Source organism: Pseudomonas sp. 1912-s, from assembly GCF_029269205.1.
Classification (GTDB): domain Bacteria; phylum Pseudomonadota; class Gammaproteobacteria; order Pseudomonadales; family Pseudomonadaceae; genus Aquipseudomonas.
Genome location: NZ_JARIXR010000001.1, coordinates 352,658 through 366,327 on the forward strand (window position 1 = coordinate 352,658; position 13,670 = coordinate 366,327).

Below are 13,670 nucleotides of genomic sequence, written 5' to 3' on the forward strand. Positions count from 1 at the left end.
AAAGCCCCAAAGTAAGCAAAAGGCTCTGCCCCGCCTGTCGGCGCCTCGCTGTGGCTCGGCGTTCCCTCACTCCGGCGATGCTCCGCGGGCCGCCGCGATGGGCCATCCTTGGCCCAGCGCGGCTAAACCGGCGTCCTGCCGGTTTACCCGCTCCGCACCACCTGCGTTCGGCCTCGGGCTGAATGGGGCAGTCAGAGCCAGATCAAGATCAAAAGCAAGAGCACAGCGGCCTACAGGCCGGCTTGAGTGGTAGAAGCCAGATCAAAAGCCAAAGCCAAAGCCAAAGCCAAAGCCAAAGCCAAATCTGAAACTGATGCAGCTCTGCTTTTCTGTGGGAGCTGGCTTGCCTGCGATGCAGACACCTCGGTTTTTCAGATGCACTGAGGCGATGCCATCGCAGGCAAGCCAGCTCCCACATTTGACCGTGCTCGCTTTAGATTTTGATTTTGCCTTTGCTTCACACCACTCAAGCCGGCCTGTAGGCCGCTGTGCTGTTGATCTGCTTTTGATCTTGATCTTAGGCGCCCCGTTAAACCACGCTGGCCGAACGCAGGTAGTACGGAGCGGGTAAACCGGCAGGACGCCGGTTTAGCCGCGACGGGGCAGGGACGCCCCGTCGCGGCGGCCCGCGTAGTAATGCCGGAGTGAGGGCACACCGAGCCTAGGCGAGGTGCCGAGTGGTGGGGCAAGAGCCTTTTGGTTACTTTTGGGCTCTTTTCAAAAGTGACCCGCTGTAAGAGCGGAACCAATAGAAGCCATAACCGAAGAAACGGATATACACCCACCCCCGGCATCCCCCTAGAATGCAGCTCCTCCACCTCTGGCATTCGGGGCACTCATGCACATCTCATCGGGCCGCTGGGTCTACGGTTTATCCCTGGCCCTGCTGACCGCGCTGCTCTGGGGCATTCTGCCGATCAAACTCAAACAGGTATTGCAGGTGATGGACCCGGTCACCGTCACCTGGTTTCGCCTGGTGGTCTCCGGTAGTTGCCTGTTCGTCTACCTCACCGCCGTCCGGCGTTTGCCCGATTGGCGCGCCCTCGGGCCCAAAGGCGGCTGGCTGGTGGCAATCGCCGTGTGCGGCCTGATGGGCAACTACGTGCTCTACCTGGTCGGCCTGAAGCTGCTGAGCCCCGGCACCGCGCAACTGGTGGTGCAGGTGGGCCCGATCTTCCTGATGATCGCCAGCGTCTTCGTGTTCAAGGAACGCTTCAGCCTGGGCCAGGGCGTGGGCCTGCTCATATTGATCACCGGCTTCGGCCTGTTCTTCAACCAGCGCCTGACCGAACTGCTGACCTCCCTGGGCGCCTACACCGCCGGGGTGCTCACCATCCTGCTGGCCACCACCGTCTGGACCTTCTACGCCCTGGGCCAAAAGCAGTTGCTGACCGTGTGGAATTCGGTGCAGGTGATGATGGTGATCTACCTGTCCTGCGCGCTCTTGCTGACACCCTGGGCGCACCCGATGGAAGCGCTGCAACTGAGCCCGGTACAAGGCTGGCTGTTGGTGGCCTGCTGCTTCAACACCCTGGTTGCCTACGGCGCATTCGCTGAAGCCCTGGCCCACTGGGAAGCCTCGCGGGTCAGCGCCACCCTGGCGATGACGCCGTTGGTGACCTTCGTCGCAGTCGCCGTGGCTGCGTGGATGTGGCCCGACTATGTGCACGCCGAAGACATCAATGCCCTCGGCTACGGCGGGGCCGTGTTGGTGGTGTTGGGGTCTGCGACGGTGGCGCTGGCGCCGTCGTTGTTCGCCGGGCTCAGGGCCCGGCGTGCACGGTTAGCGTCTCAATGACCGGCTTCCAGCATGTTTTCCGGGCGCACCCACTGGTCGAACTCTTCATCCGTGAGGTAACCCAGTTTGAGCGCCGCTTCCCGTAGGGTCAGCCCCTCGGCATAGGCCTTCTTGGCAATCTCGGCCGACTTGTCGTAGCCGATGTGCGGGTTCAGCGCGGTCACCAGCATCAGACCGCGCTCAAGGTGCGCAGCCATTTGCTCGGCGTCCGGCTCCAGTCCGGCGATGCAATGCTCCTGGAAGTTGCTGCAACCATCGGCCAGCAGTCGGATCGACTCCAGCAGGTTGTGGATGATCACCGGTTTGTACACGTTCAACTGCAAATGCCCCTGGCTCGCCGCGAAGCCGATGGTCACGTCGTTGCCCAGCACTTGGCAGGCCAGCATCGACAGCGCTTCGCACTGGGTCGGGTTGACCTTGCCCGGCATGATCGAACTGCCCGGTTCATTTGCCGGCAGCTTGACCTCTGCCAGCCCGGCCCGCGGCCCGGAGCCCAGCAGGCGCAGGTCGTTGGCGATTTTCATCAGGGCCACGGCGAGGGTTTTCAGGGCGCCGTGCAAGGTGGTCAAGGGCTCATGGCCCGACAGCGCGGCAAATTTGTTCGGCGCAGTGACAAATGGCAGGCCGGACAGCGCTGCCAACTCGGAGGCGATCGCTTCGCCAAAACCGTGGGGCGAATTGAGCCCGGTGCCCACCGCAGTACCGCCCTGGGCCAGTTCACACACAGCGGGCAGGGCGCTGCGGATCGCGCGTTCGGCGTAATCCAGTTGCGCTATAAAAGCCGACACTTCCTGGCCGAAAGTGATCGGCGTGGCGTCCATCATGTGGGTGCGGCCGGTTTTCACCAGCTTCATGTGCCGCGCCGACAGTTCCGCCAGGCCGCCGGACAATTCACGGATGGCCGGCAGCAGCTTCTCGGTGACGGCCTGCACGGCGGCGATGCTCATGGCCGTGGGGAAGCAGTCGTTGGAGCTTTGTGAGCGGTTCACATGATCGTTGGGATGCACCGGGCTCTTGCCGCCACGGGCCTTGCCCGACAGTTCGTTGGCACGGCCGGCGATCACTTCGTTGGCGTTCATGTTGCTCTGGGTGCCGCTGCCGGTCTGCCACACAACAAGGGGGAACTGGTCGTCGTGCTTTCCGTCGAGCACCTCGTCGGCGGCCTGTTCGATCAGCCGGGCGATGTCGGCGGGGAGGTCGCCATTGCGGTCGTTGACCCGGGCCGCGGCCTTCTTGATCAGGGCCAGGGCGTGCAACACGGCGAGGGGCATGCGTTGGTCGCCGATGGCGAAGTTCACCAGCGAGCGTTGGGTCTGGGCGCCCCAGTAAGCGTCATCCGGGACTTGCACTTCTCCCAGGCTGTCGGTTTCGATACGGCTCATCGGGCACACTCCTTCAGGTTCGTTTGCGCAGTTTAGGCCTTGATCGTCCCTGGGGGTTCCCTTAAAAGACTTTTCATCGGATTAAGCCCCGCAAAACCAAGGCCCATAAGGCGTGGGGTTGAGCCGCGGCGTTTTTTAGGCGCAGAATGGGCGCCCTTGGGGTCTTACCTCGCCTGCTAGAAAAGGAAACTCGATGACTCGTCTTCGTGCCATCTGTACCGCGGTTGCTCTGGTATGTGCCAGCGGCCAGGTTTTTGCCGATACCGCCAGCCACAACGCCAGTGCCGAAGCCTTCCTTACCCTGGCCCATGCCGACAAGCTGGGTACCCCGGTGTACATGCAAGTGCAGCAAATGTTCGCCCAGCGTTTCGAGCAGACCAAGGCGCCGGCTTCCAAGCAAACCGTCCTGGACACCTACCAGGCCAAGGCCAACACCGCCCTGGACCAGGCCATCGGCTGGAACAAGCTCAAGCCGGACATGATCAAGCTCTACACCGACAACTTCAGCGAATCCGAGCTCAAGGACCTGGTTGCGTTCTACCAGTCGCCGCTGGGCAAGAAAGTCCTGGAAAAAATGCCGCAACTGACTCAGCAATCGGCCCAGATGACCCAGGCCAAGCTGGAAAGCGCGGTACCGGTGGTGAACAAGCTGCTGGAAGACATGACCAACGAGCTGACGCCAAAAGCCCCGGCCCCGGCCAAGAAGAAGTAAACAGGAATGACCATGCAACAGCGTATCGAATCGGCACTCGTCGCCCTGAGCCCGGAACACTTGAGCGTGCTGGATGAAAGCCATATGCACAGCCGTGGGTTGCAGACCCACTTCAAGGCGGTGCTGGTGAGCCAGCAGTTCGAGGGGCTCAATCGCGTCAAGCGCCACCAGAAGGTCTACGCCACCCTGGGTGACCTGATGAGCGAATTCCATGCGTTGGCGCTGCATACCTACACGCCTGAAGAATGGGCGAAAATCGACGCAGCCCCGGCCTCGCCGACCTGCGCCGGCGGTCACTGACACTGTGGCACATTGGCTTGATGTGGCGAGGGAGCTTGCTCCCGCTGGGCTGCGTAGCAGCCCTTCTGCCACTCACCGTGATCTTACTGAAAGGTTGCAACTGCCTTGTTGGGGCCGCTTTGCAGCCCAGCGGGAGCAAGCTCCCTCGCCACAGTAAAGAGGCGGTCCATAATCGTCGCCATTTTTGTTAGAATCCGCAACGCGCCGCTCAGTCGGCGCGTTTTTTTTGCATCCGGTTCACCCCTTACGAGGGTAGCCACCTGGAGAGAACATCCATGACCCAACCGATTGTCGTGGCGGCACTGTATAAGTTCGTCACCCTCGAAGATTACGTCGCCCTGCGCGAGCCACTGCTGCAGGCGATGGTCGACAACGGCATCAAAGGCACCTTGCTGATCGCCGAAGAAGGCATCAACGGCACCGTTTCCGGCAGCCGCGAAGGCATTGATGGCCTGATGGCCTGGCTCAAGAACGACCCGCGCATGGACGACATCGACCACAAAGAGTCGTACTGCGACGAGCAGCCGTTCTACCGCACCAAGGTCAAGCTCAAGAAAGAGATCGTGACCCTGGGCGTCGAAGGCGTCGACCCCAACAAGAAAGTCGGCACCTACGTGAACCCGCAGGACTGGAATGCGCTGATCAGCGACCCTGAAGTGCTGCTGATCGATACCCGCAACGACTACGAAGTGTCCATCGGCACCTTTGAAGGCGCGATCGACCCGAAGACCACCAGCTTCCGCGAATTTCCCGACTACATCAAAGCCAATTTCGACCCGGCCAAACACAAGAAAGTCGCCATGTTCTGCACCGGCGGCATTCGTTGCGAGAAAGCCTCGAGCTATATGCTCAGCGAGGGTTTCGACGAGGTGTATCACCTCAAGGGCGGCATCCTGAAGTACCTCGAAGAGGTGCCGCAGGAAGAAACCAAGTGGCAGGGCGACTGCTTTGTGTTCGACAATCGCGTGACCGTGCGCCACGACTTGAGCGAAGGCGACTACGATCAATGTCATGCCTGCCGCACACCGGTCAGCGTCGAAGACCGTGCATCCGAACACTACGTGGCTGGCATCAGTTGCCCGCATTGCTGGGATAAGCTTTCCGAGAAGACCCGTCGCAGTGCGATCGACCGGCAGAAGCAGATTGAACTGGCCAAGGCCCGCAATATGCCGCACCCGATTGGCTACAACTACAAGCAATCCCCATCCTCCGAGGCCTGAGCCATGTCCGCGCGCCTGCTCTATGTAATGGATCCGATGTGTTCCTGGTGCTGGGGTTTCGCCCCGGTGGCCAAGGCGCTGGTTGAGCAGGCCCAGGCCGCAGGCGTGGAGCTGCACCTGGTGGTGGGCGGCTTGCGCACCGGCAGCGGCGCGGCGCTGGAGCCGACCACTCGGCGCTACATTCTGGAGCATTGGCAGGCGGTGACCGACGCCACCGGCCAGCCGTTCAAGGTTGAAGGCGCGTTGCCAGACGGTTTTGTGTACGACACCGAGCCGGCTTGCCGCGCCGTGGTCACCGCCCGCAGCCTGGCACCGGATTGCGCGTGGAAACTGCTGGGTCTGATCCAGCAGGCGTTCTACGTCGAGGGTCGCGACGTGACCCGCGCCGACGTGCTGGTGGAGCTGGCCGAGACGGCCGGTGTGCCGCGTATCGAATTCGCCGAAGCCTTCGACCGGGCCGACCAGCATGCGGCCACCGCGGCGGATTTCACCTGGGTCCAGGATTTGGGCATCGCCGGTTTCCCGACCTTGCTGGCTGAGCGCAACGGGCAACTGGCGCTCCTTACCAACGGCTATCAGCCGCTGTCCGAGTTGGCGCCGCTGTTGAGTCGCTGGCTGGAGCGAGCTGCCTGTGCATGATCAGCCTGATCCCATCGAACAGCCGAAGCGCGTCGACCGGTTGACCTGGGCGGAAGTCCGCCGCCTGGCCCTGCGTCACAAGAAATCCCTGTGGATCGCCAACGGCGTTGCCGTGTTGGCGACCCTGTGCAGCGTGCCGATTCCGTTGCTGTTGCCGTTGCTGGTGGACGAAGTGCTGCTGGGCCACGGCGACGCGGCGCTGAAAGTCATGAACCACGCGCTGCCCCTGGGTTGGCAGAAGGCCGCCGGTTATATCGGCCTGATGCTGCTGGTGACCTTGCTCCTGCGTTGCGGCGCGCTGGTGTTCAACGTGTTGCAGGCGCGGTTGTTTGCGCGGCTGGCCAAGGACATCGTGTATCGCATTCGTGTGCGGCTGATCGAGCGGCTCAAGCGCATTTCCCTCAGCGAATATGAAAGCCTGGGCAGCGGCACGGTGACCACGCACCTGGTGACCGACCTGGACACGGTGGACAAATTCGTCGGCGAGACCCTCAGCCGTTTCCTGGTGGCGATGCTGACACTGGTGGGCACCTCCGGCATCCTGATGTGGATGCACTGGAAGCTGGCGCTGTTGATCCTGCTGTTCAACCCGCTGGTGATCTACGCCACCGTGCAGTTGGGCAAGCGGGTCAAGCACCTGAAGAAGCTGGAAAACGACAGCACGTCGCGGTTTACCCAGGCCCTCACCGAAACCCTTGATGCGATCCAGGAAGTGCGCGCCGGCAACCGCCAGGGCTTTTTCCTCGGGCGCCTGGGCCAGCGCGCCCAGGAAGTGCGGGACTTTGCGGTCAATTCCCAGTGGAAAAGCGACGCCTCCAGCCGTGCCAGTGGCTTGCTGTTCCAGTTCGGTATCGACATCTTCCGTGCGGCAGCGATGCTGACGGTATTGTTTTCCGACCTGTCCATCGGCCAGATGCTCGCGGTGTTCAGTTACCTGTGGTTCATGATCAGCCCGGTGGAACAACTGCTGAACCTGCAATATGCCTACTACGCGGCGGGCGGGGCGCTGACGCGGATCAACGAACTGCTGGCCCGCGCCGACGAGCCGCAGTACGCCGGCGGTGCCGACCCGTTTACCGGGCGTGAGACCGTGGGCATCGAGGTGCGCGGCCTGAACTTCGGTTATGGCGAAGAGCTGGTGCTCGACCAGTTGAACCTGAACATTGCCCCGGGTGAAAAGGTCGCGATCGTCGGCGCCAGTGGTGGCGGCAAAAGTACCCTGGTGCAGCTGTTGCTGGGGTTGTATACGCCGCAGGCCGGCAGCATTCGTTTTGGCGGGCTGACCCAGCAGGAAATCGGCCTGGAGACGATTCGCGAGAATGTCTCCGTGGTGCTGCAACACCCGGCACTGTTCAACGACACGGTGCGCGCCAACCTGACCATGGGCCGCGAACGCAGCGACCAGGCCTGCTGGCAGGCGCTGGAGATTGCCCAGCTGGACGCGACCGTCATGGCACTGCCACTGGGCCTGGACAGCGTGGTCGGGCGCTCCGGTGTGCGCTTCTCCGGTGGGCAACGTCAGCGCCTGGCCATTGCACGGATGGTGCTGGCGGAGCCGAAAGTGGTAATACTCGACGAAGCGACCTCGGCGCTCGATGCGGCGACTGAATACAACCTGCATCAGGCGCTGGCACGGTTTCTCAGCGGCCGTACCACCTTGATCATCGCCCACAGGCTGTCGGCGGTGAAACAGGCGGATCGGGTGTTGGTGTTTGATGGCGGGCATATTGCCGAAGATGGCGACCATCAGCAGTTGATTGCCGACGGTGGCCTGTACGCCAAACTTTACGGACACTTGCAACAAGTGCGGTGATTTAGCCTACGCTGAGCTATCAGGAGCGGTTTTCACTCGCGTGCGTATTTTAGTTGTGCATGTGCAAGGGACCTCATGAAGCAAAAGCAGACTCTCGGAACCCCTCGGTTATTGGGCATCGTCTGGCCTTTTATTGCCGTCGTACTGTTCCAGGCATTGTTAGGCTGCGTCAGTCTCTACGTGCTCTCGGCGGTGCGCGGCTATGTGGCGGGCGAAAGCCTGTGGTCCAAGGGCCAGAAAGACGCGATCTTCTACCTGACGCTGTACGCCGACAACCGCAACGAAGCCACCTTCCTCAAATACCAGAACGCGATTGCCGTGCCCCAGGGCGGGCACGAACTGCGGGTGGCCCTCGATCGCCCGACCCCGGACCTGACCGCCGCGCGCCTGGGCATTCTGAAGGGCGGCAACCACCGTGACGACGTTTCCAGCCTGATCTGGCTGTACCTCAACTTTCGCCATTTCAGTTACCTGGAAAAAGCCATCGAGCTGTGGACCGTGGGCGATGGCTACCTGGTGCAACTGGACGACCTGGCCCAGGAGATGCACCGCGCGATCCTGGCCAATCAGGTCAGCAGCGCCGACGTACAGGGCTGGAAGGAGCGGATTTTTGCGATCAACGACGGCGTGACGCCGGCGGCCAAAGCCTTCAGTGATGCCTTGGGCGAGGGCTCGCGGATGATCCTGCGCCTGCTGCTGGTGACCAACCTGGCCACGGCGCTGGGCCTGATCATGTTGGCGTTGCTGCGCACCCACAAACTGCTGGCTCAGCGGCATGCGTTTGCCGACGCATTGCAGTTGGAGAAGGAGCGGGCGCAGATCACCCTGGAGTCGATTGGCGATGGGGTGATCACCACCGACGTCGATGGCGCCATCGCCTATATGAACCCGGCCGCCGAAGCGCTGACCCACTGGAAAGCCGCCCAGGCCCAGGGGTTGCCGCTGGCGGCGCTGTTCAACCTGCTGGACGAGAATGCCCAGGCCGACGGCTTTACCCTGATCGAACGTATTCTGGGCGGCCAGCTCGGCGGCGGCAGCGAGCATTCAAAGCTGATCCAGCGCCTGGACGGCACCACCGTGTCGGTCACCCTGGTGGGCGCGCCGATCCGCAGTGCCGGCAAAGTCGTCGGCGCAGTGCTGGTGCTGCACGACATGACCCAGGAACGCCAGTACATCGCCAATCTGTCCTGGCAGGCGACCCACGATGCCTTGACGGGCCTTGCCAACCGGCGCGAGTTCGAGTTCCGCCTGGAGCAGGTGCTGCATAACGTCGGGCGCCAGCAATCCGGGCGCCACGCCTTGATGTTCCTTGATCTGGACCAGTTCAAACTGGTCAACGACACCTGCGGGCACGCCGCCGGGGATGAGCTGTTGCGGCATATCTGCGCACTGTTGCAGTCCGACCTGCGGGAAGGCGACACCCTGGCCCGGTTGGGCGGCGACGAGTTCGGCATCCTGCTGGAGAACTGCCCGGCGCCGGTGGCGGAAAAGATCGCCGAAAGCCTGCGCCATACTGTGCAGAGCCTGCACTTTGTGTGGAAGGGCCGGCCGTTTGTCACCACCGTGAGTATCGGCCTGGTGCACATCACCCAAGCCCCGACCACTTTGGAAACGTCCCTGCGTGCCGCCGACATGGCGTGCTACATGGCCAAGGAAAAGGGCCGCAACCGCGTGCAGGTGTATCACGCCGATGACTCGGAATTGTCCCTGCGCTTTGGCGAGATGGCCTGGGTGCAGCGCCTGCACATGGCCCTGGAAGAGAACCGTTTTTGCCTGTACGCACAGGAAATCGCGCCCCTGGGGCACACCGAACATGGCGACGGGCACATCGAAATCCTGCTGCGCCTGCATGACGAGGCGGGGCGGATCATCCTGCCGAACAGCTTTATTCCGGCGGCCGAACGTTACGGGTTGATGACCTCCCTGGACCGCTGGGTGGTGGAGAACGTGTTCAAGATCATCGCGGGCTGCATGCGTGAGCGCCCGGGCCGGCCCATGGCCATGTGTGCGATCAATTTGTCAGGCATTACCATCGGCGATGAAGACTTTCTCGGGTTTTTGCGTGAGCAATTCAGCGCCTATGGCATCCCGCCAGAAATGATTTGTTTTGAAATTACAGAAACCAGCGCTATCGCGAATTTGGGCAGTGCAATTCGTTTTATTAACGAGCTCAAAGAGTTAGGGTGCTATTTCTCCCTGGATGACTTCTGCGCCGGGATGTCCTCGTTCGCCTATCTTAAACATTTACCTGTAGACTTCTTGAAGATCGATGGAAGTTTCGTAAAGGATATGCTGGACGACCCGATTAACCGCGCTATGGTCGAAGTGATCAATCACATCGGCCATGTCATGGGTAAGCGCACAATTGCCGAATTTGTCGAGACACCCCAGATCGAACAAGCGTTGCTTGAGATCGGGGTCGACTACGCTCAGGGATACCTGATCGAGCGTCCGCAGTTGTTTACCTTTGATAGTTTGCAGTGTCGACCTGTGCGACCGCAGCCTCTGTTATTCAAGGCGCCTGGCACGTTCCGATGAAACATTTGCTGGTCTGTACATATCACAAATCAAAAGGAGCCCGACAGTGATCGACACATTCAACAGAACCGGCCCGCTTATGGAAGCCTCAAGTTACCCCGCCTGGGCGCAGCAACTGATCCAGGCCTGTAGCGAGAGCAAGCGCCGCGTTGTCGAACACGAACTGTACCAGCGCATGCGCGATAACAAGCTCAGCGCCAAGACTATGCGCCACTACCTGATTGGTGGTTGGCCAGTGGTGGAACAGTTTGCGTTGTACATGGCACAGAACCTCACCAAGACCAAATTTGCCCGCCATCCTGGGGAGGACATGGCGCGCCGCTGGCTGATGCGCAATATTCGCGTGGAACTCAACCATGCCGACTATTGGGTGCATTGGGCCCGGGCCCATGGCGTCAGCCTCGAAGAGTTGCAGGCACAGGAAGTGCCGCCGGAGCTGCACGCACTGAGCCATTGGTGCTGGCACACCAGCTCGGCCGATTCGCTGATTGTTGCGATTGCCGCCACCAACTACGCCATCGAGGGGGCCACTGGGGAGTGGTCCGCCGTGGTGTGTTCGACCGGCGTGTATGCCGCGGCATTCCCTGAGGAAGACCGCAAGCGCGCCATGAAGTGGCTGAAGATGCATGCCCAGTACGATGACGCCCACCCGTGGGAAGCGCTGGAAATCATCTGCACCCTGGCCGGCATGAACCCGACCAAGGAACTGCAGGTTGAGCTGCGCCAGGCGGTGTGCAAGAGCTACGACTACATGTACCTGTTCCTGGAACGCTGCATGCAGTTGGAAAAGTCGGCGACCAGCACCCGCAAACAACCGGAACTGGTTGCCAGCGAGGCATAAACAGCGGGATGGCGGGGCCGCTGTGAAGTAAAGCGGTTACCCCGCCATTGCCAGGCGATTGCGGCCTTCACGCTTGGCCACATACAAGGCATTGTCCGCCCGGCGCAACAGGCTCTCGGCGGACTCTCCCGCCAGCAAGGTCGAGCAACCCAGGCTCACCGTCAATTCGATACGTTCCTCATCCGCCCAGTAATCCTGGGCCTGTGCCGCCTGGCGCAGGCGCTCACCGACCATCGACGCCGCATCCCGGCCGGTGTTGGACAGCAGGATCAAAAACTCTTCCCCGCCAAACCGAAACACCATGTCCACATTGCGCAGCTGGTTCTTGATCGAGGCGGCGACCGCTTTCAGCACCTTGTCGCCCGTGGCGTGACCGTGGGTGTCGTTGATGTGCTTGAAGTGGTCGATGTCCAGCATCAACAGGGACAGCGGCTGCAGGTGCCGGCGGGCCATGTCGATTTCCCGTTGCAGGGTCTGGTCCATGGCGATGCGGTTGCCGGTTTCGGTCAGCGGGTCGCGCAGGGCGCTGCGGGTTGCCGCGCGGTAGAGCAGGGCGTTGCGCATCGGGTAGAGCAGGGTGGCCAGCAATGATTCCAGGTTGGCCAGCTCGTCATCGACGAAGCGCTGGTTGCGCCGAAACACCAGTTCACCGAGGTGCTCGCCGTCGTGGCTGAGGGCATAGCTCACCGAATGGTGACCGCGATGGCCATATTCCAGGCGCAGGTCGCTGGCTTCGTGACGGTATTGCAGGGCGTCCAGCGGTACCAGGCGTTGGATTTCGCGGAAGAACAACGCAAGGATGTGCTCCGGCTCCAGGCTGGTTTGCAACTGCATGCCCAATTGGTGGCGAAGTTGGGCAACAGTGGCGGGGCGTCGCGGGAGTAAGGAAGGCTGACCAAAGCCCAGGCGTTGCAATTTGGCACTGTCGAAGTCAATTGCGTTGGTCTGGGTCGGTGTTTTCATAAGCGAATGAGCCTCTAAGCACAAAACTGTCTTACAGGCTGGGTGAGAGCGTCTTACTGTTCCTTCAGTTCCGTAGGACTGACGTACAGTCTAGCCCGGTTTGCTTGAGGGTATAACTGCCGCACGTCTTATAGCCGGGGCCGCGTTGCTGCGGGCCCCGGCATCGGGCTTATTGTTTTTGCGGGTCAAACTGCTTGTCGCGGATAAACAGCGCCGGAATCACCCCGCAGATGAAGTACGCACCGCCCATGACCAGGAACCCCACGCCGATCGAGCCATGGGACGCCAGGAAGCCAATGGCCGCCGGCGCCACTGCCGCGCCAATCCGGCCAATGTTGTAGGCCCCGCCCACCGCCGAACCGCGAAATTTCGCTTCGAAGCTTTCGGTCATGTAGGTCGCGTTCACACCGTAGGGAATGCCGTACAGGAAGCCGAACACAATCAGCATCCACAGGATGTTGTCCGGGCTCTGGAACAGCACGATCACCGGCAGGAAAATCGCCGTGCCCAACGCGCCGACGGCGAACACCAGGCGCCGGCCGAGGCGGTCTGCCGCGAGCCCGGCGAGCACCTTGCCGAAAATCATCGCCGCGTAGGTGCCGACCATGTAGCTGGTCATCGACTTGAAGTTCATCCCCAATTCGCCTTCCAGGTAGGACGGCATCCAGTTATTGACCCCGTAGTAGCCGAACTGCAGGAAGCCTGCGGTCAGCGCCCAGAGGATGAACATGCGGCTGGCTTTCGGGTCGCTGAAGATCAGCTTGAACATGCCGTCGGGCTTCTTCGCCGAGACGCGCTTGATGCCTTCGGCCTTTTCCCGGGCGCGTTCGGCCTGGGCCTTGAGCCAGGCTTGCGGCTCCGGCACCAGGCGCTGCATGAGCACGGCGAGGATCACCGGGATGATCGCCACGTAGAACAGCCAGCGCCAGCCGTGGTTGGGCAGGATCCAGCCGGCGAGCAGGGTGGCGACGATATAGCCCACCGACCAGCCGGCCTGCAGGGTGCCGAGGACGGTGGTGCGATAGCGGGTCGGCACGTATTCGGCCATCAGCGTGTTGCACGCGACGTACAGCGCGCCCAGCCCCAGGGAGGCGAAGAAGCGCGTGCTCGCGAACTGCCAATAGCTGTGGGTCATGCCCAGGATCGCCGTGCCGGCAGAAAACAGCACGATGCTCCAGACCACGGTTTTCACCCGGCCAAATCGGTCACAGGCCCAGCCGCCGTAAATCCCGCCGATGGCCATGCCGGCCAGGGTGAAACTGCCCAGGCTGCCGGCTTCGACGCTGGTCAGGCCGAACTCGGCCTTGAGGCTGCTGAGGCTGTAGGACAACAGCATCAAATCTGCACCATCGATCAGCAGGCCGAGGAAGCAGAAGATGAAAACAATGATCCACAGGTTGTTTTTCGCGGGCGACAACGCGCCCGCCGAAGCGGCGACTTCCATAGCGATACCTTGTTGTAGTT

General features: G+C 61.6%; 11 protein-coding genes. 8 read left to right on the forward strand and 3 right to left on the reverse strand.

Annotated elements, in window-relative coordinates:
- The first annotated feature begins 838 nt into the window (after window positions 1-838).
- Window positions 839-1,798, forward strand: a complete 960-nt coding sequence (locus P3C29_RS01595) for a DMT family transporter (protein ID WP_275963755.1) — start codon at window positions 839-841, stop codon at window positions 1,796-1,798.
- On the opposite strand, the gene P3C29_RS01600 is transcribed toward P3C29_RS01595, so the two are convergent.
- The gene (locus tag P3C29_RS01600) at window positions 1,792-3,180 is read right to left on the reverse strand and encodes a class II fumarate hydratase (RefSeq protein ID WP_010176012.1); all 1,389 of its coding nucleotides are present in this window, start codon (window positions 3,178-3,180) and stop codon (window positions 1,792-1,794) included. The two genes, P3C29_RS01595 and P3C29_RS01600, sit on opposite strands and share 7 nt — an antisense overlap.
- A gap of 193 nt (window positions 3,181-3,373) precedes the next feature.
- Between P3C29_RS01600 and P3C29_RS01605 the strand changes: the two genes are divergently transcribed.
- The 7 genes from P3C29_RS01605 to P3C29_RS01635 all read left to right on the forward strand — a co-directional run bounded on the left by P3C29_RS01605 (window position 3,374) and on the right by P3C29_RS01635 (window position 11,243).
- Window positions 3,374-3,892 (forward strand): DUF2059 domain-containing protein, encoded by a 519-nt coding sequence (locus P3C29_RS01605; RefSeq protein ID WP_003216742.1) that lies wholly within the window; start codon window positions 3,374-3,376, stop codon window positions 3,890-3,892.
- 6 nt (window positions 3,893-3,898) lie between these two features.
- Window positions 3,899-4,192 carry a BolA family protein gene (locus tag P3C29_RS01610; RefSeq protein WP_003216739.1) on the forward strand — a complete coding sequence of 98 codons (294 nt, stop codon included), beginning with the start codon at window positions 3,899-3,901 and terminating at the stop codon, window positions 4,190-4,192.
- Between the two features lie 275 nt (window positions 4,193-4,467).
- Window positions 4,468-5,412, forward strand: a complete 945-nt coding sequence (locus P3C29_RS01615; RefSeq protein ID WP_010176008.1) for a rhodanese-related sulfurtransferase — start codon at window positions 4,468-4,470, stop codon at window positions 5,410-5,412.
- A gap of 3 nt (window positions 5,413-5,415) precedes the next feature.
- Complete coding sequence (locus P3C29_RS01620) at window positions 5,416-6,051, forward strand: DsbA family protein (RefSeq protein WP_201122546.1); 636 nt, start codon at window positions 5,416-5,418, stop codon at window positions 6,049-6,051.
- Window positions 6,044-7,864: an ABC transporter ATP-binding protein gene (locus P3C29_RS01625; RefSeq protein WP_275963756.1), complete on the forward strand. Its 1,821-nt coding sequence runs from the start codon at window positions 6,044-6,046 to the stop codon at window positions 7,862-7,864. Before P3C29_RS01620 ends, P3C29_RS01625 begins: the two co-directional genes overlap by 8 nt.
- 75 nt (window positions 7,865-7,939) lie before the next feature.
- Window positions 7,940-10,402: an EAL domain-containing protein gene (locus P3C29_RS01630; protein WP_010176002.1), complete on the forward strand. Its 2,463-nt coding sequence runs from the start codon at window positions 7,940-7,942 to the stop codon at window positions 10,400-10,402.
- Between the two features lie 46 nt (window positions 10,403-10,448).
- On the forward strand, window positions 10,449-11,243 hold the full coding sequence (locus tag P3C29_RS01635) for an iron-containing redox enzyme family protein (RefSeq protein ID WP_201122552.1): 795 nt from the start codon (window positions 10,449-10,451) through the stop codon (window positions 11,241-11,243).
- A gap of 36 nt (window positions 11,244-11,279) precedes the next feature.
- On the opposite strand, the gene P3C29_RS01640 is transcribed toward P3C29_RS01635, so the two are convergent.
- On the reverse strand, window positions 11,280-12,206 hold the full coding sequence (locus P3C29_RS01640; RefSeq protein ID WP_201122553.1) for a GGDEF domain-containing protein: 927 nt from the start codon (window positions 12,204-12,206) through the stop codon (window positions 11,280-11,282).
- 169 nt (window positions 12,207-12,375) lie between these two features.
- Complete coding sequence (locus tag P3C29_RS01645) at window positions 12,376-13,650, reverse strand: MFS transporter (protein ID WP_010175996.1); 1,275 nt, start codon at window positions 13,648-13,650, stop codon at window positions 12,376-12,378.
- Window positions 13,651-13,670 lie beyond the last annotated feature (20 nt).

Coding starts and splice junctions, on each gene's coding strand:
- P3C29_RS01605 (WP_003216742.1), top strand. CDS start 3,374: ATGACTCGTCTTCGTGCCATCTGTACCGCGGTTGCTCTGGTATGTGCC.
- P3C29_RS01600 (WP_010176012.1), bottom strand. CDS start 3,180: ATGAGCCGTATCGAAACCGACAGCCTGGGAGAAGTGCAAGTCCCGGAT.
- P3C29_RS01645 (WP_010175996.1), bottom strand. CDS start 13,650: ATGGAAGTCGCCGCTTCGGCGGGCGCGTTGTCGCCCGCGAAAAACAAC.
- P3C29_RS01630 (WP_010176002.1), top strand. CDS start 7,940: ATGAAGCAAAAGCAGACTCTCGGAACCCCTCGGTTATTGGGCATCGTC.
- P3C29_RS01640 (WP_201122553.1), bottom strand. CDS start 12,206: ATGAAAACACCGACCCAGACCAACGCAATTGACTTCGACAGTGCCAAA.
- P3C29_RS01595 (WP_275963755.1), top strand. CDS start 839: ATGCACATCTCATCGGGCCGCTGGGTCTACGGTTTATCCCTGGCCCTG.
- P3C29_RS01620 (WP_201122546.1), top strand. CDS start 5,416: ATGTCCGCGCGCCTGCTCTATGTAATGGATCCGATGTGTTCCTGGTGC.
- P3C29_RS01610 (WP_003216739.1), top strand. CDS start 3,899: ATGACCATGCAACAGCGTATCGAATCGGCACTCGTCGCCCTGAGCCCG.
- P3C29_RS01615 (WP_010176008.1), top strand. CDS start 4,468: ATGACCCAACCGATTGTCGTGGCGGCACTGTATAAGTTCGTCACCCTC.